The 25,224-nt window shown below is 61.1% G+C and carries 28 protein-coding genes and 1 pseudogene; 19 read left to right on the top strand and 10 right to left on the bottom strand.

Annotation, left to right across the window (positions count from 1 at the left end; all coding sequences use genetic code 11):
• Positions 1-5 precede the first annotated feature (5 nt).
• From WH299_RS16675 to WH299_RS16705, 7 genes are read left to right on the top strand one after another with little or no spacing between them, the layout of a single operon-like run.
• Positions 6-1,025: a LacI family DNA-binding transcriptional regulator gene (locus tag WH299_RS16675; RefSeq protein WP_122728339.1), complete on the top strand. Its 1,020-nt coding sequence runs from the start codon at positions 6-8 to the stop codon at positions 1,023-1,025.
• A complete protein-coding gene (locus WH299_RS16680; RefSeq protein WP_122728336.1) occupies positions 1,009-2,013 on the top strand; it encodes an ABC transporter substrate-binding protein in 1,005 nt (334 codons plus the stop codon). The genes WH299_RS16675 and WH299_RS16680 overlap by 17 nt, the downstream gene beginning before the upstream one ends.
• Positions 2,014-2,832: an ABC transporter permease gene (locus WH299_RS16685; RefSeq protein ID WP_122728334.1), complete on the top strand. Its 819-nt coding sequence runs from the start codon at positions 2,014-2,016 to the stop codon at positions 2,830-2,832. It abuts the gene before it with no gap.
• Positions 2,829-3,623, top strand: a complete 795-nt coding sequence (locus tag WH299_RS16690) for an ABC transporter permease (protein WP_028616543.1) — start codon at positions 2,829-2,831, stop codon at positions 3,621-3,623. The genes WH299_RS16685 and WH299_RS16690 overlap by 4 nt, the downstream gene beginning before the upstream one ends.
• Positions 3,620-4,651, top strand: a complete 1,032-nt coding sequence (locus WH299_RS16695) for an ABC transporter ATP-binding protein (protein ID WP_122728333.1) — start codon at positions 3,620-3,622, stop codon at positions 4,649-4,651. Before WH299_RS16690 ends, WH299_RS16695 begins: the two co-directional genes overlap by 4 nt.
• Positions 4,652-4,660: 9 nt before the next feature.
• Entirely contained in the window at positions 4,661-5,494 is an 834-nt protein-coding gene (locus WH299_RS16700; RefSeq protein WP_339550811.1) for a phosphodiesterase, read from the top strand.
• 7 nt (positions 5,495-5,501) lie between these two features.
• Positions 5,502-6,821: an OprD family porin gene (locus tag WH299_RS16705; protein ID WP_122728331.1), complete on the top strand. Its 1,320-nt coding sequence runs from the start codon at positions 5,502-5,504 to the stop codon at positions 6,819-6,821.
• A gap of 171 nt (positions 6,822-6,992) precedes the next feature.
• On the opposite strand, the gene WH299_RS16710 is transcribed toward WH299_RS16705, so the two are convergent.
• A complete protein-coding gene (locus WH299_RS16710; RefSeq protein ID WP_339550812.1) occupies positions 6,993-7,451 on the bottom strand; it encodes a GNAT family N-acetyltransferase in 459 nt (152 codons plus the stop codon).
• Complete coding sequence (locus WH299_RS16715; protein WP_122728329.1) at positions 7,448-7,834, bottom strand: GFA family protein; 387 nt, start codon at positions 7,832-7,834, stop codon at positions 7,448-7,450. Before WH299_RS16715 ends, WH299_RS16710 begins: the two co-directional genes overlap by 4 nt.
• A 164-nt stretch (positions 7,835-7,998) precedes the next feature.
• Between WH299_RS16715 and WH299_RS16720 the strand changes: the two are divergent.
• Both WH299_RS16720 and WH299_RS16725 read left to right on the top strand, forming a co-directional pair.
• Positions 7,999-8,573: pseudogene (locus WH299_RS16720) on the top strand (LysE family translocator).
• A 103-nt stretch (positions 8,574-8,676) separates the two neighbouring features.
• Positions 8,677-9,465 (top strand): M12 family metallopeptidase, encoded by a 789-nt coding sequence (locus WH299_RS16725; RefSeq protein WP_339550815.1) that lies wholly within the window; start codon positions 8,677-8,679, stop codon positions 9,463-9,465.
• Between the two features lie 66 nt (positions 9,466-9,531).
• On the opposite strand, the gene WH299_RS16730 is transcribed toward WH299_RS16725, so the two are convergent.
• Positions 9,532-10,686 (bottom strand): DUF1624 domain-containing protein, encoded by a 1,155-nt coding sequence (locus WH299_RS16730; protein ID WP_323625102.1) that lies wholly within the window; start codon positions 10,684-10,686, stop codon positions 9,532-9,534.
• 125 nt (positions 10,687-10,811) lie between these two features.
• Here WH299_RS16730 and WH299_RS16735 point away from each other — a divergent pair, with 125 nt between their 5' ends.
• The 5 genes from WH299_RS16735 (at position 10,812) to WH299_RS16755 (ending at position 15,162) form a co-directional block, all read left to right on the top strand.
• The gene (locus WH299_RS16735) at positions 10,812-11,348 is read left to right on the top strand and encodes a DUF924 family protein (protein ID WP_339550816.1); all 537 of its coding nucleotides are present in this window, start codon (positions 10,812-10,814) and stop codon (positions 11,346-11,348) included.
• Positions 11,349-11,444: 96 nt separating this feature from the next.
• Positions 11,445-12,077 carry a glutathione transferase gene (yfcF, locus tag WH299_RS16740; RefSeq protein ID WP_339496447.1) on the top strand — a complete coding sequence of 211 codons (633 nt, stop codon included), beginning with the start codon at positions 11,445-11,447 and terminating at the stop codon, positions 12,075-12,077.
• Positions 12,078-12,188: 111 nt separating this feature from the next.
• Positions 12,189-12,920, top strand: coding sequence for a GntR family transcriptional regulator (locus WH299_RS16745; RefSeq protein WP_339550817.1), 732 nt, complete (start codon positions 12,189-12,191; stop codon positions 12,918-12,920).
• 98 nt (positions 12,921-13,018) lie between these two features.
• Positions 13,019-14,299, top strand: a complete 1,281-nt coding sequence (locus WH299_RS16750) for an MFS transporter (RefSeq protein WP_339550818.1) — start codon at positions 13,019-13,021, stop codon at positions 14,297-14,299.
• A gap of 29 nt (positions 14,300-14,328) precedes the next feature.
• On the top strand, positions 14,329-15,162 hold the full coding sequence (locus WH299_RS16755) for an amidohydrolase family protein (RefSeq protein WP_339550819.1): 834 nt from the start codon (positions 14,329-14,331) through the stop codon (positions 15,160-15,162).
• Here the strand turns inward: WH299_RS16755 and WH299_RS16760 are convergent.
• Complete coding sequence (locus WH299_RS16760) at positions 15,139-15,402, bottom strand: hypothetical protein (protein ID WP_123476845.1); 264 nt, start codon at positions 15,400-15,402, stop codon at positions 15,139-15,141. The two genes, WH299_RS16755 and WH299_RS16760, sit on opposite strands and share 24 nt — an antisense overlap.
• A gap of 131 nt (positions 15,403-15,533) precedes the next feature.
• On the opposite strand from WH299_RS16760, the gene WH299_RS16765 reads away from it, so the two are divergent.
• Positions 15,534-16,178 carry a hypothetical protein gene (locus tag WH299_RS16765; RefSeq protein ID WP_028616529.1) on the top strand — a complete coding sequence of 215 codons (645 nt, stop codon included), beginning with the start codon at positions 15,534-15,536 and terminating at the stop codon, positions 16,176-16,178.
• A 35-nt stretch (positions 16,179-16,213) separates the two neighbouring features.
• Positions 16,214-16,555, top strand: a complete 342-nt coding sequence (locus WH299_RS16770) for a hypothetical protein (RefSeq protein WP_122728382.1) — start codon at positions 16,214-16,216, stop codon at positions 16,553-16,555.
• Positions 16,556-16,568: 13 nt separating this feature from the next.
• On the opposite strand, the gene WH299_RS16775 is transcribed toward WH299_RS16770, so the two are convergent.
• Positions 16,569-17,315, bottom strand: coding sequence for a creatininase family protein (locus tag WH299_RS16775; protein ID WP_028616528.1), 747 nt, complete (start codon positions 17,313-17,315; stop codon positions 16,569-16,571).
• A 32-nt stretch (positions 17,316-17,347) separates the two neighbouring features.
• The gene (locus WH299_RS16780; RefSeq protein ID WP_016977141.1) at positions 17,348-18,061 is read right to left on the bottom strand and encodes a murein L,D-transpeptidase catalytic domain family protein; all 714 of its coding nucleotides are present in this window, start codon (positions 18,059-18,061) and stop codon (positions 17,348-17,350) included.
• A gap of 39 nt (positions 18,062-18,100) precedes the next feature.
• On the opposite strand from WH299_RS16780, the gene WH299_RS16785 reads away from it, so the two are divergent.
• The gene (locus WH299_RS16785; RefSeq protein ID WP_339550820.1) at positions 18,101-19,696 is read left to right on the top strand and encodes a L,D-transpeptidase family protein; all 1,596 of its coding nucleotides are present in this window, start codon (positions 18,101-18,103) and stop codon (positions 19,694-19,696) included.
• On the opposite strand, the gene WH299_RS16790 is transcribed toward WH299_RS16785, so the two are convergent.
• Positions 19,611-20,186 (bottom strand): AAA family ATPase, encoded by a 576-nt coding sequence (locus tag WH299_RS16790; protein WP_126571298.1) that lies wholly within the window; start codon positions 20,184-20,186, stop codon positions 19,611-19,613. The two genes, WH299_RS16785 and WH299_RS16790, sit on opposite strands and share 86 nt — an antisense overlap.
• 74 nt (positions 20,187-20,260) lie before the next feature.
• Here WH299_RS16790 and dapF point away from each other — a divergent pair, with 74 nt between their 5' ends.
• The gene (dapF, locus tag WH299_RS16795) at positions 20,261-21,064 is read left to right on the top strand and encodes a diaminopimelate epimerase (RefSeq protein WP_339550821.1); all 804 of its coding nucleotides are present in this window, start codon (positions 20,261-20,263) and stop codon (positions 21,062-21,064) included.
• On the opposite strand, the gene WH299_RS16800 is transcribed toward dapF, so the two are convergent.
• Together WH299_RS16800 and WH299_RS16805 are read right to left on the bottom strand one after the other, a co-directional pair.
• Positions 21,052-22,194 (bottom strand): PAS domain-containing sensor histidine kinase, encoded by a 1,143-nt coding sequence (locus WH299_RS16800; RefSeq protein WP_339550822.1) that lies wholly within the window; start codon positions 22,192-22,194, stop codon positions 21,052-21,054. The two genes, dapF and WH299_RS16800, sit on opposite strands and share 13 nt — an antisense overlap.
• Positions 22,184-22,999, bottom strand: a complete 816-nt coding sequence (locus WH299_RS16805) for an alpha/beta fold hydrolase (RefSeq protein ID WP_339550823.1) — start codon at positions 22,997-22,999, stop codon at positions 22,184-22,186. The genes WH299_RS16800 and WH299_RS16805 overlap by 11 nt, the downstream gene beginning before the upstream one ends.
• 128 nt (positions 23,000-23,127) lie before the next feature.
• Between WH299_RS16805 and WH299_RS16810 the strand changes: the two genes are divergently transcribed.
• The gene (locus WH299_RS16810) at positions 23,128-24,327 is read left to right on the top strand and encodes a TPM domain-containing protein (protein ID WP_339550824.1); all 1,200 of its coding nucleotides are present in this window, start codon (positions 23,128-23,130) and stop codon (positions 24,325-24,327) included.
• Between the two features lie 3 nt (positions 24,328-24,330).
• Here WH299_RS16810 and WH299_RS16815 read toward each other — a convergent pair whose 3' ends face one another.
• A complete protein-coding gene (locus tag WH299_RS16815; protein ID WP_339550825.1) occupies positions 24,331-25,173 on the bottom strand; it encodes a response regulator transcription factor in 843 nt (280 codons plus the stop codon).
• Between the last annotated feature and the right edge of the window lie 51 nt (positions 25,174-25,224).

The raw sequence follows: 25,224 nt of genomic DNA on the forward strand, positions 1-25,224 counted from the left end.
TGACAATGACTGACCTGAAAGACGTAGCCCGGCTGGCGGGCGTATCCCGCGCCACCGCCGCCCGCACTTTTGCTTCTCCCGACCAGGTGCGCCCGACCACCCGGGAGCAGGTGTTCGCCGCCGCCCGTGAGCTGGGTTTTCGCCCCAATCTGCTGGGTCGCCAACTGCGCCTGCAAACCACCCAGTTGATTGGCGTGGTGGTGCCCAACCTGCTCAACCCGGTGTTCGCTGAACAGTTTCAGGCCATGGAACGCGCCGCTCGGGCGCGGGGCTACAGCCTGTTGCTGGCGACCACCGACTACAGCAGCGAACGCGAATGCATTGTGGTGGAAGAATTGTTGCGCCAGCGCGTCGATGGCCTGGTGCTGACGGTCACTGATGCCGAGAGCAACAGCGTGCTCAGCAGCTTGAACACCGAACAAACCCCATTCGTGCTGGCTTATCACCAACCGAGCAACCCCAACTACAGCGCCGTGTCGGTGGACAACCGCGCAGGCATGGCCCTGGCCACGCGTTACCTGCTGGAAGCCAAGCACCGGCGCATCAGCATGGTCGCCGGCCCTGCATTGCAATCCGACCGTGCCCGCCTGCGCTACGCCGGTTACTGCGATGCCATGCGCGAATACGGCCTGGAACCCCGCGCGGTGATTGAAATGCCGGCCCACACCCAGGCCGAATTCACCGCCATCGAACCTTTTCTGCAAGGCGCCGAAGCGCCCACCGCCCTGGTGTGTTCCAACGATTTCCTGGCGATCAGCCTGATCGCCGAACTGCGTCGTAATGCCTGGAACGTGCCCGAACAACTGTCGGTGATGGGCTTCGACGGCATCAGCCTCGGCACCCAGATGCACCCGACCCTGTGCAGCGTGGTGCAACCCATCGCCTTGCTGGCCAGCACCGTGATTGACCAACTGCTGGCGCAAATCGCCGGCAACGCCCCGACGTCCCATTGCCTGCCTTGCCATATCCGGCCGGGCGACAGTACTCAACCCCACGAGGAAACCCTTGATGCGCGCACTCAGTAAAACCCTGGCAGCCGTGCTGCTGTGCGGTGCGGCCAGCCTGGCCCAGGCCGCCGAAACCGCGATCTGCTACAACTGCCCGCCGGACTGGGCCGACTGGGGCACCCAGCTCAAGGCCATCGCTGCCAGCACCGATGTGCAAGTGCCGCTGGACAACAAGAACTCCGGCCAGTCGCTGGCGCAATTGGTGGCGGAAAAAGCCGCCCCGGTCGCTGACGTCGTTTACTACGGCGTGACCTTCGGCCTGCAGGCGCAAAAAGCCGAGGTGGTCGACACCTACAAACCCAAGGCCTGGGACCAGATTCCCGCTGGCTTGAAAGACCCCGCTGGCCACTGGTTCGCGATCCATTCCGGCACCTTGGGCATCATGGTCAACGTCGATGCCCTTGGTGGTTTGCCGGTGCCGCAAAGCTGGGCGGATCTGCTCAAGCCGCAATACAAAGGCATGGTCGGTTACCTCGATCCGTCCAGTGCCTTCGTCGGCTACGTGTCGGCCGTGGCGATCAACCGCGCACTGGGCGGCGACCTGGACAACTTCGCACCGGCCATCGACTACTTCCAGAAGTTGGCGAAGAACGCGCCCATCGTGCCCAAGCAAACCGCCTATGCGCGGGTGCTGTCCGGTGAGTTGCCGATCCTGGTGGACTACGACTTCAACGCCTACCGCGCGCGCTACAAAGACAAAGCCAACGTCGACTTTGTAATCCCGAAGGAAGGCAGCATCAGCGTGCCCTACGTGATGAGCCTGGTGGCCAACGCACCGCACCGCGCCAATGCGCAAAAGGTCCTCGACTTCGTGCTGTCGGACGAAGGCCAGGCACTCTGGGCCAAGGCCTACCTGCGCCCAGTGCGCCCAATGAAAATGCCGGCTGACGTGGCCGCACAGTTCCTGCCCGACAGCGACTATGCCCGCGCCGGGGTGGTGGACTACGAAAAAATGGCCGCCGTGCAGGAAGCCTTCGCCGCCCGTTACCTGAACGAGGTCAAGTAAGTGGCAGCATCGGCAAAACATGCCGCCTGGGCGTTGGCCCCGGCCTTTGCGGTGCTGCTCGCGTTCTGGCTGTTGCCGCTGGCGCACTTGATGGTGCTCGGCGCCGAGAGCCGCGACAGCAATGGCAGCGGTTACTGGCAGGTGCTCAGCAGCGCGCAGTACCTGGGAAGCCTTGGGCAAACGCTGGTCCTGGCCGTGGTGGTGACGTTGGTGGCGCTGGTGATCGGCGGCATCAGCGGCGTGTTCCTCGCCCGGCACCAGTTTTTCGGGCGCTCGGCACTGGTGGCGTTGCTCACTTTTCCCTTGGCCTTTCCCGGTGTAGTGGTGGGCTTCCTGGTGATTCTGCTGGCAGGGCGTCAAGGTTTGCTGGCTTCACTGGGCCTGCAACTGGCCGGTGAACGATGGATCTTTGCCTACTCGTTGGTCGGGCTGTTCGTGGGCTACCTGTACTTCTCGATTCCACGGGTGATCCTCACGGTGATGGCCGCTTGCGAGAGCCTTGATCGTAGCCTGGAAGAAGCTGCGCACTCCCTGGGCGCCGGGCATTGGCGCGTGGTGTGCGACGTGATCGTGCCGGGCCTGGCGCCCGCATTGGCGTCCTGCGGGGCGATCTGTTTTGCCACGTCCATGGGCGCCTTCGGCACGGCCTTTACCTTGGGCACGCGACTGAATGTCACTCCGGTGGCGATCTACAACGTATTCACCAACTACGCCAACTTTGCCGTCGCTGCTGCGCTGTCGGTGGTGCTGGGCGGGGTGACCTGGGCGGTGTTGCTGCTGACGCGGCGCCTGGTGAAAAACGCGGGGACTGTGCTGTGAAGCGCTCATCGTTGTTTGTGCTGCAACTGCTGTTCACCCTGCTGGTGTGCGCCTTCATGTTGGTGCCGGTGCTGATGTCGTTGCTGGCGGGTTTGACCCGCAACTTCTTCGTCGGTTTGTCCAGTGGCTTGACCTTCGATTGGCTGATCCAGGTGTGGCAGGCCTATTCGCCCACCGTGTGGTTGTCGCTGCAATTGGCGCTGGCCTGCGCGGTGTGTGTCTGCGTGATCGGCGTGCCGGCGGCTTATGCCTTGGTGCGGATGAACAATCGCTTCAGCCGCGCCTTCGAAGAATTGATGGTGCTGCCGGTGGCGATGCCGGGGTTGGCCAGTGCGTTGGCGTTGCTGCTCACCTACGGCCAGTTCGGCAGCTTTCGCAGCAGTTGGGTGTTCATCCTGGTCGGGCATGTGCTGTTCACCTTGCCATTCCTGGTACGCCCGGTGATGGCGGTGATGCAACGCCAGCAACTGCCAGTGCTGGAAGAGGCGGCGGCCAGTCTCGGTGCGGGTCCCATCAAGCGCTTTTTCAGTGTGGTGGTACCCAACTGCCGCGCAGGAATCCTGGCCGGTGTGCTGATGGTAGTGACCTTGTCCCTGGGTGAGTTCAACCTGACCTGGATGCTTCACACCCCTATGACCAAGACGCTGCCCGTGGGCCTGGCCGACAGCTATGCCTCGGCGCGCCTGGAAATCGCCAGCGCCTACACCCTTATCTTTTTGCTGATGATCGTGCCGCTGTTGATTGCGCTGCAGGCCATCAGTGCCCGTTTGTCCCGTGGAGAGCGTCGATGACCGCTATCACTATCCGCCTGCAAGGCTGTCGCAAGGCGTTCGCCGACGGCACCGTGGCCGTGCATGACTTGAACCTGACCGTCGAAGGCGGCGAAACCCTGGCGATTCTCGGCCCGTCCGGCTGTGGCAAAACCACCACCTTGCGCCTGATTGCCGGCCTGGAGCGCCCGGATCTGGGCCAGGTGTTTTTTGGCGATCAGGACGTGACGCGCCTGCCCATCGAGCGACGTGACGTGGGCATGGTGTTCCAGAACTACGCGTTGTTTCCCAACCTGGATGTGGCGGGGAACATCGTCTACGGCTTGAAGATTCGCGGGATGTCGGTGACTGAGCGCAACAAGCGCTGCGACGAGTTGCTTGAGCTGGTGGGCTTGCAGCATCACGGCAAGCGCAGCATCCATGAACTCTCCGGTGGTCAGCGTCAGCGCGTGGCCCTGGCCCGTGCCTTGGCGCCGCGTCCGAAAGTGCTGTTGCTGGATGAACCTTTGGCGGCCCTCGACGCGCAATTGCGCGAACGCCTGCGCAGCGAACTGAATGAACTGCTGCGCGGCCTTGGCATCACCTCGGTGTTCGTCACCCACGACCAGGGCGAAGCCATGGCCCTGGGCGACCGCATCCTGGTCATGGAGCACGGCCGTGTCGCGCAACTGGCCAGCCCGCGTGACATCTACCAGAAACCCGCCAACGCCTTCGTCGCGGGCTTCGTCGGCAACCTCAATGCCTTCACCGTGATCGAGCCTTCGGCCCATGGCTTGAGAGTTTGCGGCGGCGAGTTGCCGTGGCAGGCCGCCGAACTGCCCAGCACGGTCTATTGCCGTCCCGAACACCTGAAGGTGATGGAGGGAGAAGGGCACTTGCACGGCCGTCTGTTGGCGCAGTTTTTCCAGGGCGCACAAAGCCGCCTGCTGGTGGATGTGGGCGGCCCGCAACCGCTGTTGGTCGACAGCAGCGACAACCAGCTGTACGCCGTCGGCGCGCCGATTGCCCTGGCGATTGCGCCACACATGTTGTTCACCCTGAATGCTTGAGAATCTACTGTGAATCGTCCGTTTCTTGTCGCGCAGATCAGCGACCTGCACCTTAAAGCCGGCCAGCGCCTTACTTATGGGGTTGTCGATACATTAGGCGCACTGCGCCGTGCCGTCGACCATCTCAACGCCAGTTACCCATGCCCCGATATCGTGGTGATCAGCGGTGACCTGGTGGACTTCGGCCGCGCCGATGAATACGCGGTGCTGCACCCCGAACTCGCCCGCCTGCACATGCCGTGCTACCTGGTGCCCGGCAACCACGACACGCGCGGGCCGTTGCTGGAGGCGTTCCGGGATCACGCCTATTTGCCTGCGTCCGCAGAGGGCCCGTTGGACTGGGTGGTGGAGGAGCATCCGCTGCGCCTGATCGGTCTCGACTCCACCATCCCCGGCGGCCACGGCGGCCAGTTGCTCGACAGCCAATTGCAGTGGCTCGACGCGCAATTGTCCCTGCGTCCGGATGCGCCGACCTTACTGATTTTGCATCACCCGCCGTTTATCAGCGGCATTGGCCATATGGACCGCGAACCCTTCATCAATGCGGCGGCGCTGGAGCAGGTCGTCGCCCGCCATCCGCAAGTCGAGCGCCTGCTGTGCGGGCACTTGCACCGGCCGATGCAGCGCCGTTTCGGCGGCAGCCTGAGTTGTGTGTGCCCCGGCACCTCGCACCAGATCGTGCTGGATCTACAAGAAGCGGCGCCCGCGCATTTCAACCTGGAGCCGGCGGGCTATCTGTTGCATCGCTGGGAGGCGCAACAGGGTTTGATCAGCCACAACGGCGTATTCGGGGACTACCCCGGGCCGTATCCGTTTTATGACGCTCATGGGTTAATTGACTGAGGTTGTGATGAAAGCCACTTTGAATGTGTTAAGCGTATTGACCGGCGGCCTGGGCGTTGCCCTGAGCCCTTTGGCGTCGGCTGATTTCTTGAGCGACAGCAAAGCCAACTTGAGCCTGCGCAATTTCTACTTCAACAACGACAACCGGGATGGCACCGCCGCACCGTCGAAGACCGAAGAGTGGGGCCAAGCGTTTATCCTCAACTATCAATCGGGCTTCACCGACGGCACCGTGGGTTTTGGTCTCGACGCGATCGGCATGCTCGGCATCACCCTGGACAGCGGCGCTGGCCGCCATGTGGGCAGCTCGATGATTCCCAACGACGACGGCAAAGCCACCGACAACTGGGCCCGTGGCGGCGCCACGGCCAAGGCCCGTTTTGCCAAGAGCGAACTGCGCTACGGCTACCTGCGGCCGAACCTGCCGATCCTGGTGAGCAACGACGGCCGCCTGTTGCCGCAATCGTTCGAAGGTGGGCAAGTCACCAGCAAGGACATCGACAACCTGACCCTGATCGGCGGCCAACTGCAACACACCACCGGCCGTGGCTCCAGCGACCGCAGTGGTCTGGCAGCGGCGGGCGGCACCCAGGAAAGCAACAAATTCAATTACGCCGGTGCCGATTACCAGGTGACCAAGGACCTGATGGTCCAGTACTACTACGCCAACCTCGAAGACTATTACCAACAGCACTTCGCCGGGCTGATCCACGTATTGCCCCTGGGCGACTACGGCTCCTTGAAAACCGACCTGCGCTACTTCAAGACCACCGCCGACGGCAAGAACAGCACCGCCGCCGGCCGTGCCGAAGGTTACAAACTCGGCGGCTATACCAAGAACGGCACCGGTGAAATCGACAACAACACCTGGAGCGCGGCGTTCATCTACTCCCTGGGCCCGCACGCGATCACCGCCGGGTACCAGCAGGTCTCGGACGACAGCAACTTCGCCCAACTCAACCAGGGCGGCCTAGTGAACAAAGGGGAGGGCGGTTCCAGCCTGTACCTCTACACCGACCGTACCGTGCAGACCTTTATCCAGGCCGGCGAGCGCACCGCCTTTGCGCAATACGCCTATGACTTCGCGTCACTCGGCGTGCCGGGGTTGAAGGCCTCGGTGATGTACCTGAAGGGCGATCACATCCTCACCGCCAGCGGCAACGACGCGAGCGAGTGGGAGCGGGATATCGCGCTGGATTACGTGGTGCAGAGCGGCACCTTCAAGAACGTTGGGTTTGGCTGGCGCAACGGCGTGTCGCGCAGTGACGTGGCGCGGGACCAGGATCAGAATCGGGTGTTTGTGAATTACTCGATTCCGTTGATGTAACGACCTTTCAAGCACGGCAAAACCCACTGTGGGAGCCGTCGAGCCCCAGCGAGGCCGCGATGACGGCGGCACTGCCGATAGAGATGTCGCCTGACACACCGCCATCGTAGCCTCGCTGAAGCTCGACGATCCCCATTTTTGTTGTGTGTTGCGGAGCCGGCAGCATCCGTTTCAGCCGTTTTTCAAGATTTTTACGTGGGTGGCCGTGTCATCAGCCACCTGATCAAAACCGCATCGAAGATAAAAAGCTGCGGCCTCAGATGTGTCGGTGGACAGACGTACTTTGTGAAAATGCACGTCAGCGTTTTCCAGCAGCTGGTGCACCAAGGCCTTCCCGACCTGTCGCCCGCGGTAGGTACGTTCTACGTATACCCGGCGAAGCCGTCCAACCCCTGATCCCGCGACGAGATCACAAGAAAGACCGCCGACGGCGATCAACTGCCCATCACAAAACATTCCCAGAAAGCATTCACCCGGCCGATCAAATCGATTGGAGCCGTCTTCCCACTCCGTGATCAATCGTGTCAGGAACCGGAAGCCTTCGGCGACTGCCTGAGCTTCGAGGACTCGGATCTGCACCGGAAGTTGCTCCAGTTTGCGTATCGAGACGTTTGCGTTGAGCGGACTCAAAGGAACTGTCCACGAAGCCAGGGTGCCTTGGACTCAATGCAACTGTGCGCCTGGTTCTGTACCTTGAAGGGGGTGTCGAGAGTGCCCAGCGCAATCGAAATCCACTCTGGATACTTTCCTTCAGCGTCGCTCCAGAACAGCGATGAACCGCATTCCGAGCAGAATTGACGGGTGATACCTGGCGAAGATTCATAGCTTTTCAGCGTGTCACGCACAGCCTGGATCGTCACTTCTGATCGGCGCGCACTGGCATACGTCGCGAACGCTGCCCCATGCCCTTTCTGGCATTTTTTGCAGTGGCAGTGGGTGACGGCCTTGAGCGGTGTCGAAACGTGATAAGTGATTGCGCCGCAGAGGCAACTGCCTTGGGTGAATACATCCATGTCTGGTTTTGTCCTGAAGGGTCCGGCAAACACTATACCTGTGGCGAGGGAGCTTGCTCCCGCTGGGATGCGCAGCATCCCCATCCAGCCCAACCACAAACATACAAGAATCCCCCCATCTCCCCTCAGTAGACTCGCCCCACTCCCTCTACGGCAGGTCTTCCATGGACATCTTCCTCTACGCCTTCAGCGTCATGTACAGCCCCGGCCCCGTGAATTTCATGGGCCTCAACGCCGGGCTCACCGGTCAGTTCCGGCGGTCCACCGGGTTCTTCATCGGCGTGGGCTGCGCGATGCTGGTGTTGTTCGTGCTGTTCGGCTACACCGGCGAGGCGATCATTTCCCAGGCGGCGTTGCCCTATATCTCGTTGATTGGCGGCGTTTACACCTTGTACCTGGCTTATCAGGTGTTCACCGCGCGCACGGTGGTCGATGAAAAAGTCTCTACCGCACCGGCCAAGACCCTCACGTTCTGGAACGGCCTGGTGATCCAGTTGCTCAACCCCAAGGGCATCATGGCGGTGTTGCCGATCACCAGCGTCATGCTGCCGGCGGCGCATATCACCGGGGTGTCGATTGCGCTGGTGTCGGCGTTGCTGGCTTTTGGCGCGTTTGGCGCGCCGTGGCTCTATGCGTTGCTTGGCGCAATGCTGGGACGGCGGATCAACGGGGCCTGGCGCTGGCGGTGTGTGCGTATTTCATGTTTCACGCGTTCTATCTGCACCTGATTTCAATATGAGCCACCGCAACATCCTCTCATATCGCTTGGGGAACCCGCGGCGCTACGAGTACCACGTACCCGGATAGAAGTACCGACAATATAGACCTTGAGGATCCGTACCATGACGATCAATTTGACGACTGCCCCCAACATGTTTTTTCCACAGGTGCTTGCGGTGGATAACGGTGATCCTGTCAATCCTATCGGCACACATGCTCTATCAAGACGTAAGCGTGGCGTGGTCGACCCACGTACAGTTTGGCCGCAGTTTTCAACCATCAGGATTTCCATGAGGGACATGACGCAAGAGCAAAAACAATTCACAAAAGATAACATCAATAAATGGGCCCCTCACGTCAACCTGAAATTCGAATTTACTGAACAGCAGGATGGTGATATCAGAATCAAAGGTAATAACAACTTAAAAGGCGGAAGCTCGTACTTAGGTACCGAGAAACCAGTCGACGTTGATAAACCTACGATGGAGATTGGTTTTTTAGGTGGTTTGGATAAATTTAACGCCGGGACGGTTATACATGAATTCGGTCATGCATTAGGGTTCGACCATGAGCATCAGCATCCTTCACAGAAGCTCGACATCAATTGGAAGGCAATTCGTCAAGACACGCAGAACGGAAAAATCGATGCCTCGTTCGAGGAAAATTATTTGCCATTGACCAAGGACGTTGCATTCACGCCCTACGATCAAAAGTCGGTTATGCACTATAGTTTTCCCAAAGAGTATCTCAACAGTGGGGAGGGTATTGAGGACAACAACGAACTTTCAGAGGGCGACAAGGAGACTGCCAGGCTGTTCTATCCAAAACCGTTGCCAGAGCCTTCAGTTCACTGCCTCCTTTCGGCGATACCGTTTTCCCAATCCATACGCGCTATTCTCGGGCTTGGGTAGGGTGACTGCAGCCCGCCAACTGCGAGATGAATTGGGTTAACGTACAAGCCGGCTCTTACAGGTGGGTTACAGATATTTGAGCCAAGCTAGGTCGCGGCGCCGGGCCTTGAGCCCGGCGAACCAATGGACCGGCGCGTACAGCGCCAACGGCAGCAGCAATGCCACCAGCCAAATGGCGCCCATACCGTCGAAGCCGAAGTAGTTGCCGTGATTCAGGCCAAACAGTGCCACACACGTGACGTAGAGGATTTTCAGCACGTACAGGTGCAGCAAATAGAAGAACATCGGCGCTGCGCCGAAGGTGGCGAGCATGCTGATCCAGCGCTTGCTTCCCGCCTTTTCGAACGCTAGTAACAGCAGTAGCCCAATCCCCAGCGTCAGTGCCAGAAACAACAACGAAGGCGGGTACTTGGTGATGTTGAAAAAGCTCATCAGGGTTTGCACGCCGTTGTCATAGGCTTGCCATGGTTTTTCGCCATACGCATTGACCGCTCGCACTACCACGAACCCTATCAATGCACTTGCGCCGCCCAGCAACAAATAACGCTGGCGCTGCGCCGGCTGCATGTCTTTGGCAAACCACGGGCCGAGGCTGTAGCCTAGGGCGATCACACCGATCCACGGTAGCACCGGATAAGTGACGCGCAGGCGCAGCGACTCGCCCACTTCGATCCAACTGCGCTCATGCAGGATTGTCCACGGAATATGCAGTGCCGAACCGGCCTCGAAGTGCAGCCCATCCAGCAGGTTGTGCCCGGCGATGATCACCACCGCCAACACGATCAGCAGCGGCCGCGGCAACCACACCAGCGCCGCAAGGGCGATCATGCTCACGCCAATCGCCCAGATGACTTGCATATAGATCACGCTAGGCGGCAGTTGGAAAGTCCAGGCGAAGTTGACCAGGGTGAACTCCAGTACCACCAGGAACAGCCCACGCTTGAACAGGAACGCCGACACATCGCGCCGGCCCTGGTATTTCTGGCCGTACAGCCAGGCCGACAAGCCCGTGAGCAACACAAACACTGGTGCGCACAGATGGGCGAGGGTGCGGCTGGCAAATAACGCAGGCTCGGTGCTGTCGATGGTCATCGGGTCGCTGACCTGACGGTGCAGCAGGAAGGTTTCGCGCACGTGGTCAAGCAGCATGAACAGGATCACCAGGCCGCGCAGGGCATCGATGGACAGCAGGCGTTGGCGCAGGGGAACAGCATCGGTCATGGGCGAGGGTCACAGGGCAGGGCGGAAATGGGGTGTTATCCTATAACATTAATTACCGCGTTGCCGCGATTCGTCACTAAGGATTCTGATACTGTCCGTGAAATCGTTTGTGCAGGCCCCTCATCATGACGACTCCACAATCCGTCCTCGACTTCTGGAAACACGCCGGCCCCAAACGCTGGTTCGCCAAGGACGAGGTCTTCGACGCGACCTTCCGCGACACCTTCCACACCACCCACCTGCAAGCCGCCCGGCGCGAACTGGAGCACTGGCTGGCCTCGGCGCAAGGGGCCTTGGCGCTGCTGATTCTGCTTGACCAATACCCGCGCAACGCCTTTCGCGGCACCGCCCATATGTTCGCTACCGACCCGTTGGCCCGCCTGTATGCGAGTCGCATGGTCGATGCTGGATTGGATCAGCAGATTGAGCCGGCATTGCGTGCGTTCTGTTACCTGCCGTTCGAACACTCCGAAGACCCGGCGGATCAGCAGCGCTCCCTGGTCCTGAACCAGCAACTGGACGCCAACACCTACCATTGGGCCAAGGAGCACGCGCGCATCATTGAACAGTTCGGGCGTTTTCCCCATCGTAATGGCGTGTTGGCGCGAGAGACCACGGAGGAGGAGCGCGCCTTTTTAGACAAGGGTGGCTTTGCCGGTTAGCCCAGTATTCCGAGTAGGAATGCCCCCATAAAAACAGCGCATTGTCTTTCTCGCCGCACATCTCGTAGCGTGGTGTTCCACTCACGGAGAATCGTTATGAGCCAGCGTCCGTTGCGCCTGTATGTTGATCATTTGTATACCAGCCCCTACGCGATGTCGGTGTTCGTCACCCTGCGGGAAAAAGGCCTGGCGTTCGACACCTTGACCCTGGACTTGGATGCGGCGCAGAACCAGACCGCCGACTTCGCCCAACTGTCCCTGACCCAGCGCGTGCCGACGCTGGTAGAAGGGGACTTTGCGCTGTCGGAGTCTTCGGCAATTACTGAGTACCTGGAAGAGACTTACCCCGAGACGCCGGTCTATCCGGCCGATCCCAAGCAGCGGGCGAGGGCGCGGCAGGTGCAGGCCTGGTTGCGCAGCGACTTGTTGCCGATCCGCCAGGAGCGTTCGACGATGGTGGTCTTCTACGGGCAGAAGATGCCGCCATTGTCCCCCGTGGCCGAAGCGGCGGCGCGCAAATTGATCAGCGCGGCCCAGGCACTGTTGGCGGGTAACCGGGCGTATCTGTTCGGCGCGTGGTCGATTGCGGATGTGGACCTGGCGGTGATGCTCAATCGCCTGATTCTCAACGGCGACAGCGTGCCCGCCGAGTTGGAGGAATACGCGCAGCGCCAGTGGCAGCGGCCCTCCGTGCAGGCGTGGGTGCAGCAGCAACGCCCGGCGCTGTAGCCGACCATTCATCCTCTATCTGCGGTGGCGCGCTTGACAGGCGTCACCCGACGGACAAATACTCTCGCCATATTCATATATATGACTAAATGACAAAGTGAGTGTGGCCCCATGAATACCTTGTCCAGCGATGCCCGTCTGCCGCTATACCAACGCCTGCGCGACCACCTGGTCGAGCAGATCGCCAACAATCGCTGGCGCCCCGGTGAAGCAATTCCCACCGAAGCGGTGTTGTCCGCCGAGTACGAGCTGTCCACCGGCACCGTGCGCAAGGCCGTGGATGCGTTGGTGAACGAAGGTATTCTTGAGCGCCAGCAGGGGCGGGGCACCTTTGTGCGTCGCCCGCAATTCCAGTCCTCCCTGTTTCGATTTTTCCGTTTTCAAGGCCCTGCGGGCGAGCGTCAGGTGCCGGAAAGCCGCATCCTCACGGTTGAATCCCTGGTCGCGCCGTCGGCTGTCAGTGAGGCGTTGGGCCTGGCGCCCGAGGCCCAGGTGATCCGCATCCTGCGTACCCGTTTGTTTGATGTGCAGCCGCTGCTGGCCGAAGAGATCTGGCTACCGCGCGCGCGCTTCCAGGCGTTGCTGGATATCGACCTGTTCCAGCAAGGCCCGTTGCTTTATCCGGTGTATGAAGACGTCTGCGGGCAAGTGGTGGCCTCGGCCGAGGAAACCCTGACCGCCGAATCGGTCAACGAGGTGTACGCGCGATTGCTGCAGGTGCCGGTCAACAGCCCGGTGGTGGTGATCGAGCGCCTGGCTCGTGATTACGCCGGCCAGCCCCTGGAGTGGCGACGCTCCCGCGGGCACGCCGAGCACTTCCGCTACCGCGTGGACATTCGCTGACCCGACACCCGCACCGTTAACTGTTTGCCCAACACTGGCCCGGCTGCGGCACGGTTCGCGCCCGGCTGCCTCGCGTTTGACCTATAAGGATAAAAATCATGTTCAGTTGGTATCGCCAAGTCACTCCCCGGGAGCGCAAAACGTTCTGGGCCTGCTTCGGCGGATGGTCCCTCGACGCATTGGAAGTACAGATGTTCGGTCTGGCGATCCCGGCACTCATCGCTGCGTTCGCCTTGAGCAAAGGCGATGCGGGGTTGATCAGCGGCGTCACGCTGGTGACTTCGGCCATCGGCGGTTGGGTCGGCGGCACCTTGTCTGACCGCTACGGCCGGGTGCGCACCTTGCAGTGGATGATCCTGTGGTTCTCGTTTTTCACTTTCTTGTCGGCGTTTGTCACGGGCTTCCACCAGTTGCTGATCGTCAAGGCGCTGCAAGGCTTCGGCATCGGCGGTGAATGGGCAGCGGGCGCGGTGTTGATGGCCGAGACCATCAATCCCAAGTACCGCGGCAAGGTGATGGGTACCGTGCAGAGCGCCTGGGCTGTGGGTTGGGGTGTAGCGGTCGGGGTGTTTGCGCTGATCTATTCGTTTGTGCCGCAGGACATGGCCTGGCGTGTGATGTTTGTGGTGGGGCTGTTGCCGTCGTTCCTGATTATCTGGGTGCGCCGCAATGTCGAGGAGCCCGACAGCTTCCAGCGCCTGCAAAAAGAACAGGCGATTCCACAGAGTTTCTTCAAGTCGCTGGCGGGCATCTTCCGTCCTGAGCTGATTCGCGTCACGCTGTTCGGCGGTCTGCTGGGGCTGGGCGCCCATGGCGGTTACCACGCGGTGATGACCTGGCTGCCGACCTTTCTCAAGACCGAGCGCAACCTGTCGGTACTCAACTCCGGCGGCTACCTGGCGGTGATCATCTTCGCCTTCTGGTGCGGCTGCATCGCCAGTGGTTTGCTGATTGATCGCATCGGACGGCGCAAGAACATCGTGCTGTTCGCGCTGTGCTGCGTGATCACCGTGCAGGCCTATGTGTTCCTGCCGTTGACCAACACGCAGATGCTGTTCCTCGGCTTCCCGCTGGGTTTTTTCGCGGCCGGCATTCCGGCCAGCCTTGGGGCGTTGTTCAACGAGCTGTACCCGGCGGATGTACGCGGTGCCGGCGTGGGCTTTTGCTACAACTTCGGGCGCGTCTTGTCCGCGGTGTTTCCGTTCCTGGTGGGGCATATGAGCGACTCCATGTCCCTCGGCTCGGCCATCGGCATCGATGCCGGGATTGCCTACGGCGTCGCGGTGATCGCCGCGCTTTGCCTGCCGGAAACCCGTGGTCGCGTGCTGGAAGCTGCGCCCATTGACAACGTGGTAACCGGCCAGCGCACCCAGGCTTGATCCTTTTTTACTCTTGAAAGACGAACCCCATGCTTGATAACTGCTTCATCACCGGCATCGACGCCCACGCCCATGTGTTCAGCCGCACGCTGACTTTGGCCGGCGAACGTCGCTACACCCCTGGCTACGACGCCACGTTGGCGGATTACTTCGGTCACTTGCACGCCAACGGCCTGAGCCATGGCGTGCTGGTGCAGCCCAGCTTTCTGGGTACCGACAACCGCTACCTGCTGGCCGCCTTGCAGCAGGCACCCGACCGGTTGCGCGGTGTGGTAGTGGTTGAACGCGATATCGCGCGCGACGCCCTGTACGCCATGGCCGACTCAGGTGTCGTAGGCGTGCGGCTGAACCTGGTGGGCCGGGCACTGCCGGACTTCAATGAGCCGGGATGGAAAGTGTTCTTTGAGCATATCGTCGAGCTGGGCTGGCACGTGGAATTGCACCGCGAGCTGGACGACCTGCCGTACCTGGTGGGGCAACTGCTGCCGTTCGGGGTGAAACTGGTGATCGATCATTTCGGGCGACCCGACGCGGGACTGGGCGTCGAGCAGCGTGGCTTTGCCGAGTTGCTGGAGCTGGCGCTCGGTGGCCATCTGTGGCTGAAAGTCTCGGGAATCTATCGCCTCGCTGGCAGCCCGGCACAAAACCTTGAGTTTGCCCGCCAGGCGATGCCGTTGCTGCAACAGAGCTTCGGCCTGCATCGGTTGGTGTGGGGCAGCGACTGGCCACACACCCAGCATGAAGCGTCTGTCGGGTATGCCGCAGTGATCGAGCAACGCCAAGCCCTGGGCTGGTCGGCAGCGGTAGAACAGGCCTTGCTGATCGACACGCCCCGCCAATTATTCGGCTTCCACCACGCGTAACCAATCCTCCTTCACACGGCGGTCCAGGTCTTCCCAGTCCGCCATGCCCAATACCCGCGTGGTGTTCAAGCCCCGCAGGTAACCGCGCAGTTGCTGGGCGCTGGCGTTGATTTGCTCGGCGTCGGCAGCCTCGTCCTGCAGCACGTGTTCATAGTCGACCAGGTAATCGGCGACCCGCTCGCGAAACTCCGGTAGTACGGCTTCGCGGATGCGGTCGAAGGTTTTCTGGTGGGGCTTCATGGCGTGGTCCTTATAAGTTTTATGTCAGCACTATCGGTTCAGATAATAGTCACCATCAAGGATCGCAAGTTCTGTTTTTGCAGGAAAAGCGGAAAATCACCCCATCGAGACGCTGTTCAAGGAAATGCGCGATGAGGACGTTTATTCAGCTGGCGTTGATGGCTTTGATGCTCGGCACGGTTGCTATCAACAACGCGGCAATCGCCGATGATCTGCGTACGAGCCATTTGCTACCTATCAACGGTAGCGTAGACTCCCTGCAGCACGCGCAGTCGGTGGGTGTATTGCTGACTGACAGCACCCGCGACAACCTCAGCTACCTTGAACGCTACCACGACATGGCCTTGAATGGCGCCAAGGGTGCCCTCGACGGGCGTATCCGCCAGGCGTTCGTCAACAGCTCCGACCCGGAACTGGCCATCGATTGGTTGATGAGTTCGCTGCAGGGAACCTTTTTGTCGGTGACGGTCTACGACAACCTGGATGCCTTGGTGCTGGCTCACCCTGATGTGGTGGTGATGCTCGATACCCATAACCAACTGCTGACCCAGCGTAACGACCAGGTCGAGGCGCGTTTTATTGCGCGGTTCTATGATGCGAACCTGCAATACATCGCCAAGGCCGAAGGCTCGGTGCACAAGCAGGTGCCGTCGGTGTGGGTGCATGACCAGGCGGCGCCGGAAATTGCTGCGCAGATCGAGCAGCAGCGGGACGTGCAACTGGATGCCTTGAAGCAGTTCGATGCCTCGCTCAAGGCGTTGGTTCGTGCAGGTTGATGTGGACCTTTATTTTTTATAATCAGGAATTTTTCATGCGCGTTTTTTTCGCCCCGGCCTTGGCCTTTGCTTCTCTGATGTTGGCCGGTTGTGTTTCCGCCCCCAATGCTCCAACCCTGACCTTGCAGACCAGCAAAACGCCTGAAGCCTATGTGCAGTGCGTGCTGCCCAAGCTGGAAAAACACAAGATCACCTCCACCGTGACGCAGAACTCGCGCCACGCCAAAGTGGTGTTGACCAGCAAGATTGCCGCCGATGATGTGCTGGAGGCCTACAAGTCCCAGGACGGCGGCAAGGTGTTCCTGTATGAGCGCAAGCCGCTGGCGTCGACGATTACGCCGTCGCGGCTTGAGCTTGCTGCCAAGGAATGCCAATAATTTCGCGTATGGCCTAGGGCTTGGCTTCGTTGCTGAAGGCATTGACCGTCTTGACTAAACCCTGCGCCGCCAACGCCACCAACTCCCCACCTTTCTCTACCGTCGCCAGCGCCGGGTCCGAGCCCATGCGTCCATCAGGGAAGCGCGCGCGGAAGTCCAGCGCTTCACGGATCGGCCCGGTATTGGCGATTTGCGGTGAATAATCAGCCGTCTTGATCGAGTCCGGATAGGCCCATTGGGTCACCGCAATCTCCGACGGCGTGGCATGGCTGCCATGGCCCACCGGGAATTGGCGTTGCGCCAGGTCATTCACGCCTTCCAGGTCCCACCAGTTCACCAGCTTCAACGCAAAGCCGGCCGGGCGACGGGCGAAGCTGGCCTCGGCGTACAGCTCGGAAAACGCCGCTTCAATCGTGGCGATATTGCCGCCGTGGCCGTTCAGAAACAGGATCTTCTCGAAACCATGCCCGGCCAGCGAGCGCACCCAGTCGCCAATCGCGGCAATGAAGGTGGAAGGGCGCAGGGAAATGGTGCCGGGAAAACCCAGGTGATGCTGGGCCATGCCGATGTTAAAGGTGGGGCCGATCAGCAGGTCGGCGTTCTTCTGCGCTTCATGGGCGATGATTTCCGGGCACATCCAGTCGGTGCCCAGCAGGCCGGTGGGTCCGTGCTGCTCGTTGGAACCGATGGGAATCACCACCGTGCGGCTGCGTTCCAGAAACTGCCCGATCTCGATCCAGGTGGAGTGGTGTAGAAGCATGCGTGGTTCTCTTCTTTATCTATGGGGACAGGCTATCCGCCACGGATTGTACGACTACTCGCCACCTGTTGGGGTTTGCAATTGAGGTAGGTCGAAGACTTCAACCAGCGCTGGTCGGGGTACCACGAAAACATGAACTGCCCATCCTTGAGCTTGTCCACCACTTGGCGCGCCACCTGCGGGCGCACGGCCGGGCAACCCTGGCTGCGGCCGATACGGCCTTCGCGCTTGCTCCACAAGGGGCTCACGTAGTCGGCGGCATGGATGACGATGGCGCGGTCGCGGGCCTGGTCATTGAAACCCGGCTCCAGGCCGTCCATGCGCAGTGAATAGCCGTGGGTGCCCAGGTAGCTCTCCTGGGTGCGGAACAGTCCCAGGCTGGACTGGTGGCTGCCTTCGAGGTTGGAGAATTGGGTGGCGAAGTTTTCCCCGGATTTGGCGCCATGGGCTACCAGGTCGCGTAGCACCAGGGTTTTCTTGCGCAGATCGAAGATCCACAGCCGACGGGCGGTCGAAGGCTGGGAGTAGTCAATAACCGCTAGGCGCTCGGAACGTTCCTCGCCGTTATTGACCGCGCACTGCACCGCGTTCAGGGCGCTTTTGAGTACGGTGGGATTGAGTTCTGGAGCCGAGCGCGCCAGGCTGCTATACAAGTTAGGAGAGGTCTGGTTGGCGGCGAGCGCAAAATTGCTCAAGGTAGCCAACGCCACGGTCATCAAACCGAGGCGGCGCATGAAAGTCAGCATCTACGAAGTGTCCCCCGGTGTGGATTGGAGCCTGGTCAATTGTTCAAAAAACACGCATGTTACTTGAGCATTTGCCTGCTCGTTGCACCATTGGTCGCGACAGCCGACGCGCTGTCGGTCGAGCCGTTGCCGGTAACCACCCCGGCGCCAGTGGACCTGGCCCCCGTGCAACAGGCGTTGGCGCAACTGCCGAGTGTCTGCCCCGGCCTGGCGCCGCAGGTCGACGCCGCTGCCCAACTGCGCCTGCAAGCCTTCTATCAGCAGCAAGGCAATGTGCCGCTGTGGTCCGCCGATGAACGTCGACAAGCCCTGCAATCTCAGTTGCTGATGCTCGCCGATGACGGCCTGGACCCCACCCACTATAGCTTGCCTGCGCCGGATGCCACGGCAAACGTGCTGTGCAGCGATATCGCCAGCAGCCAGCATTATCTGCAAGCCTTGCAGGACCTGCATTACGGCCGCCTGCAACAATCGCGCTTCGAACCCCTGTGGCATTCCCAGCCACCCACCCGCGACCCTAACGTGGAAGTGCTGGCGTTTGCCGCCACAGGCCTGCAAGACATGGCCCAGGCATTCGACCAGGCGCGGCCCAGTGCCGATTTGTATCGCAGCTTGCGCAACGCCTATTCCATCGTGCGTCTGCAGCCGTTGCCGCATTGGGACCCGGTCGCCAGCGGCCCGCTGTTGCGCCCCGGCATGGAAGACCCACGCGTGCCGGAGCTGGCGCGGCGCCTGGTCAGTGGTGGCTACCTGACCCAGGCACCTGGCGGCAAGCAGTACCGCGATGAACTGGTCAAGGCGGTCAAGGCCTTCCAGCTCAGCCACTCGCTGCAGGCCGACGGCGTGATCGGCGCCGGCACGGTGGCCGAATTGAACATCAGCCCGCTGGTCCGGCGCGAACAACTGCGCATCAACCTCGAACGCTTCCGCTGGCTGGCCCAGGACCTGGAGCCTGAAGGCGTGCTGGTCAACGTCGCCGCCGCGCAACTGAGCGTATACCAGAGCGGGATTCCGGTGTGGCAAACCCGTTTGCAAGTGGGCCGTGCCGAACGCCAGACGCCGTTGCTCAAGTCGCGCATCACCCGCTTGACCCTCAACCCCACCTGGACCATCCCGCCCACCATCATGCGCGAGGACAAACTCCCGGCCATCCGCCTCAACCCCGAATACCTACGCCAGCAAAACCTGCAAGTGCTTGACGCCGAGGGACACCCGCTGGCGCCCGAGCAAATCGACTGGGCTCGCCCCGGCAATATCCTGCTGCGCCAGGAAGCCGGCCCGCGCAACCCGCTGGGCAAGATCGTGATGCGTTTTCCCAACCCGTATTCGGTGTACCTGCATGACACGCCGAGCCAGCCGCTGTTCACCAAAGGGCCACGGGCGTTCAGTTCGGGGTGTGTGCGGGTCGAGCAGCCATTACTGCTGCGGGATTTGCTGGTGAGCCCAGCCGAGCGCACCCGCACCGATGAATTGCTGGCCACCGGCGTGACCCATGAATTCAGGTTGGCCACGCCGGTGCCGGTGCTGTTGAGTTATTGGACAGTGGAGGTCAATCGCGAGGGGGGGTTGGTGTATGCGCCTGATATCTATGGACGGGACCTGGTGTTGATGAAGGCGATGGGGACTGTGCTTTGAGGGTTGCCAGCACCATTGTCACAGCTTGATCCGGCGTCATAAGCGCGGTGTCGAGCGTGAGCGGCACTTCAGCCCAAGCCTCGTACTCATGCGCCAGCACCGACTCCCAAGTGGGTGCAACCAGGCCGGGAATATCTCCCGTTCGGGTTTCCACCCGGCGTTGATGCTCCTGTCGGTCAGAGCAGATCACCCGAACATCCAGCAACGCCACACCCGCCGTTGCCGCCGAGGTCTTCCACGCCTCCCGGCTTTCCTGGACCGGGTTCACACAGTCAGCCACCACCGTCTGCCCCAATCGCAGGTTGCTCAGCGCCAAGGCATTCGCCACCCCATAACCGCTGGCGCCCACGTCGCCCGCCAACACACCCGCATCACGGATTGCCTGCTCAATCACGTCGATGCGCAGGTACACCGCGCCGATCTGGCGTGCCAGTGCCTGGGCAAGGGTGGTTTTGCCGGTACCGGGCAGCCCGTTGAAGACAATTAACATGCGATGCTCTCGATAAGGTTGCGTGGGTTCAGGGTATCCTTCAGTTCCCCTGCAGGTCGACCACAGGACAGCCCATGCCCTTGCCGTTTGTAAAAATGCACGCTCATGGCGACGATTTCATCATCATCGACCGCCGAGGCCTGGACGATCCGATCACCGCGAAAATCGCCCGCCAACTCGGCAACCGCCACACCGGTATTGGTTTCAACCAACTGGCCGTGGTACTCGATTGTGACGACGCCGCCGCACGCATCAAGTTCTGGAACCCCAACGGCACGCCGCTGGCCACTTGCGGCAGTGCTACCCGTGGCGTGGCGGACCGCTTGATGCATGAGGCGGGTACGGACTCTGTGGTGCTGCGTACCGACCGTGGCTTGCTGATGTGTACGCGGGCAGCGGGGCGGCAAGTGTCGGTGAACATGGGTGAGCCGTCGCTGGACTGGTCGGCCGTGCCGCTGGCCGAGGCCATGGATACCCGCACGCTGCCCATCGACGGCAACCCGGCGGCGTGCAGCATGGGCAACCCGCATTGCACGTTTTTTGTGGAAGACATCGCGGCTGTCGATATGGCAGCCGTGGGCCCGGCGCTGGAAATCCACCCGTTGTTCCCGGCCAAGACCAATGTGCATTTTGTGCAGGTGCTCGACCGTGGCCATATCCGCCTGCGCATCTGGGAGCGCGGCGGCGGCGTGCCGTTGGGCTCCGGTTCGTGCTGCTGTGGCGCGGTGGTCAATGGGATTCGTCGCGGACTGCTGGACGATACCGTCGAAGTGCAATGCGACGGCGGCACGGTAACCGTGCATTGGACAGGCGAGGGTGGCGTAGTGCTGACGGGCAGCGTCGAGCCGGTGATACAGGGCAGCGCCTACGTTGCCTGAAAGTTGACGGTAAACGTGGTGCCGCCCGTGACACAGGAACTCACCGCCACATCGCCGCCATGCACTCTGGCCAACTCGCGAACGATATACAGGCCGAGGCCTACGCTGCGCACGTCACTGCCTTGGTCGGTGCCACGGGTCATAGGTTCGAACAGCTCGGTGAGCAAGGCTTCGGGGATGACCTTGCCGTGGTTGTGTACTGAAACCTCGCACCTACCCTGTCCCAACCGTGACGTGACGGTGATCGGCCGTTGCAGATCGCCATACGCCACGCTGTTCGCCACCAGGTTGCCAATGATCTGCTGCACGCGGTCGGCGTCCAGGCAAGCTTCGCCACTGCCCTCGGCGAGATGCTCCAAGTTTGCCGCGGGAAACGCCACGCGCAGTTCATCCACGGCGCGATGAATCACCTCATGCAGGTCCAACGGCGCAGCCTTGATGGTGATGCCCTGGCCGACGCGCGCCTGGGTGAAGTCCAGCAGGTCGGCGATCATGCGCTGGGCACGCTCGGACGACTGGCCAATGTGCCCCAACAGTTGGTGCTCCTTGGCGGTGCGTTCGCCTCGGTTGAGAAAATCCGAGGCCATGCGGATTGCCGTAAGCGGGTTCTTCAAGTCATGGCTGACAATCGCCACCATCTGCTCGGCAAACAGCGCTCGGCGCTGGGAAATGGCATAGGCCTCGCTCAATTCGGCCTGGGCCAGTTTGAGCGCAAGTTCGGTGGTGGTCTTTTCCTGCAACAGCGCTTCGGCGAAGTTGCGTGCATTGAGCAACTCGCGCTCGTACTTGTCGCGGTCGGTGGTGCCGAACAGCGCCAGGTCGTACAGCGTTCCGTCGTCCTGCTCGCGTTTGATGCCGTTGAGCAGGACGGTCAGCTTGTGGCCTTCGCGGTGCAGCATGTCGAGTTTGACTTCGGTGACGCTGCCACGCATGCGCAGCATCGGCGCCAGGTGGGTCTGGTGGAAGATCCGTCCGCCCATGGTCAGCAAATCCTGGAAACGCTTGCCGTACAGCTCCGTCGTACTGAACCCCAGCCACTCGCTGAAGCGCGAATTGGCTTGCAGGATCGTGCCGTCCTCCGCCGTGACGGCGAGGGCGCAGGCGGCGCTGTCGAACAACTCAGCCGACATGGGAGACCGCCCACGGCGCCAGGAAGCGTTCCATAGCCTGCGCGCAGGCCTGCGGCGCGCTCATGTGGGGGCAATGACCGACGTTATCCACCAGGCGATAGGTACTGTTGGGCAACACGCTGTGCAGGTATTCGCCCACGGCCACGGGTGCGATCAGGTCGTCGCTCGATTGCAGGATCAGTACCGGAGTGGCCAGGCCGATCACGTCCTGGCGGTTGTCCGACATGAACGTCACCCGTGCAAATTGTTTGGCGATGGCCGGCTCAGTGCGGCAGAAACTCTCGGTCAGTTCTTCACCCAACGCGGGTTGGTCGGGCGCGCCCATGATCACCGGGGCCATGGCGCTGGACCAACCGAGGTAGTTGCTGTCGAGGGTATCGAGCAGGTCCTGGATATCCGCCAACTTGAAGCCGCCGACATAACCGTCTGCGTCGATATAGCGCGGCGAGGGGCCGATCATGACGTGGGCGGCGATCCGGCCGGGGGCGTGGCGGTCGGCGAGGGTGCCGATCATGGCGCTCACCGAATGGCTCACGAGGATCACCGGGCCCACGGCGAACGCGTCGATAATCTCGTTCAAATCGCGCGCGTAACCGTCCAAGGTGCTGTATTTGGCCTTGTCGAACGCACTAAGGTCCGACAGGCCGGCGCCCACCAAGTCATACATCACCACGCGGAAGTGCTCGAAAAACTGCGGTGCCAGGTAGTTCCACATGGCCTGGTTGCAGCCGAAGCCGTGTGAAAACACCAGGGTCGAGCTGCCGTTGCCCATCACACTGATATTGTTGCGTTGGCGCAGATCCATGGGCTTCCCGATTGTGGCGTTTTGCTATGTTTGAAGGGAGTTTAGATAGTCATCGGTGCGGGGTCACGCGATATAGCGCAGATAAGGTAAAGTCGCCGCCTTCAGGAAGAAACTTCAGGTAACAAAACATGATGGCGATTCTGCGGCAGTCCGTCTTGAGTCTGGTGGCGCTGGTGTTTTTAGCCCAGCTGGGCACCGCCCTGGCGGACACTTCGCCGCTTGGCGTCGCCCTCGACCAACGGGTGATCGACCTCACCAACACTCTGGATGCCAGCACCACCACCCGTCTGAAAAACCAACTCGCCGATCTTGAGCAACGTAAGGGCTCGCAAGTGGCCGTGTTGCTGGTGCCCACCACCGGCGGCGCGAGCATCGAGGACTACGCCAACCAACTGTTCCGCGCCTGGAAGCTGGGACGCAAGGATGTCAATGACGGCATCCTGCTGGTGGTCGCCAAAGAAGACCGCAAGGTGCGTATCGAGGTGGGCTATGGCCTGGAAGGCACGGTCACAGATTTGCTCGCACACCGCATCATCGAAGAACACATCACCCCGGCCTTTCGCCAGGGGGATTTCGTCGGCGGTGTCTCCCAGGGCGTCAACGACCTGGTGGTACTGGTGGATGGCGGTGATTTGCCTAAAGCCACAGGGACAAGGGTCAATCCGCAGTTCATCGCAATCGCGCTGGCGTTTGTGCTAGGAGCCATTGGCGGCGTGCTGATGAGTGCTGGCAAACTGCGGTGGCGCCGCGCATTGATTGCCGCGGTGGTTGCCACGTTGCTGCTAGTGATAGTGGGTGAGGGCCGCGACTGGGCGATGTTTCTGCTGGTGATGCCCCTGATCATGCTGATCGGCGGCGCGACCTTCGGCGCATTGTGGATGGCGCGCTCGGTGTTTTACGGCGTGATAGGGCTGCTGGTCTACATCCTGGGCTTGCTGGTGGTTGATCAGCGATATGCCGACGTCAACTTTATCCACTGGCTGGTATTTCCATTGGGTGCGCTGGTAGTTCTGGGGTTGTACCTGGTGCTGTTGGTGATCATGAAGGACGCCTGGAAGCAGAGCTGCGTGGGTTTTGTTGCGCGGCTGCTGGCAGCGGTGGGGGTGTATGTGGCAGCGGGCGTGCTGATGGAGCTCGGCCGTAGTGGCTGGCTGTACGCGTTCCCGATTGCCTCGTTTGCCGCGCTGTTCATCTTTGGCAAGACCAGCGGCGGGTCGGGGTCTTCGGGCGGTGGATCGAGTTCGAGTTCCAGCAGCTCCAGTTCCAGCAGTAGTTCCTCAGGGGGTGGTGGCTCCAGTGGCGGCGGTGGGGCGTCCGGCAGTTGGTAAACCCTACTGCTGCCGCGTCATCCAATCAATAAATAATGCAAACAGCTCCGCCTGGGAGTTGATGACCAACTTGGTGTACACATGCTTGCGATGCATGCGCACCGTCTCCGGCGAAATCCCCAGCACTTGCGCTGCCGACTTCACCGAGTGCCCCCGCAGGATCAAGTGCGCAATTTCGCGCTCACGCACTGTCAGCAGCCCACTGCCAAACCCCATGAAGGCTGCTTCAATCTGTTGATGTGCGCGGGTTTGACTGAAGGCTGGGTCGCCCACCACCTTGTCCAACCCACCCGTGGTGCCAAACCGGTGCAACAGCGCGCGGATCACCGGGTGGGCAGAGCGCTGCACGGCCAGTTGCGCATCGCTGAATTGGCCGGCGCTGAGTCCCTGGAACATGCACAGGGAAATCTTGCTGCGTGGGCACAGGTCAACGATGTGGTAACTCTCCAGGGCACCGCCGCTGCGCAGGTAATAGGTCTTGTAGTACTCACTGTTGAAAAAGTCATCCGGCGCGATTTGCGCCAACGAGTAGAAGCCTTCCGCCAAGCCTTTATCGACTGCCAGACAGAAGGGGTCCAACTGGTAGCCACGGGAAAAGTAGCGATGGATGATCTCGTCCTGATGCTCCCGTGGGATGCCTTGCTGATAGAGCAGGCGTGGCGCCTGGCCCTGGCGCTCCAGGCTGATCATCATCGATTCGATGGGGCACAGGGCACACAGCGCGGCGGCGAGGTACTCAAGGAATCGGGCTTCATCGACCTGGATAAACGCCTGGGCCAAGGCGTCGTGCCAGGTTTCGAGTGCCTGGGGGCCGAGGGCAGGGGGCTGATTGATCGGTGCGTTCATGCGGGCCAGTCTACCCGCCGGCCAGCGTCCCGGCAAAAACCTCGAAACAGG

The sequence above is a fragment of the Pseudomonas sp. MYb541 genome (genome assembly GCF_037479595.1).
GTDB classification, from domain to species: Bacteria; Pseudomonadota; Gammaproteobacteria; order Pseudomonadales; family Pseudomonadaceae; genus Aquipseudomonas; species Aquipseudomonas canadensis.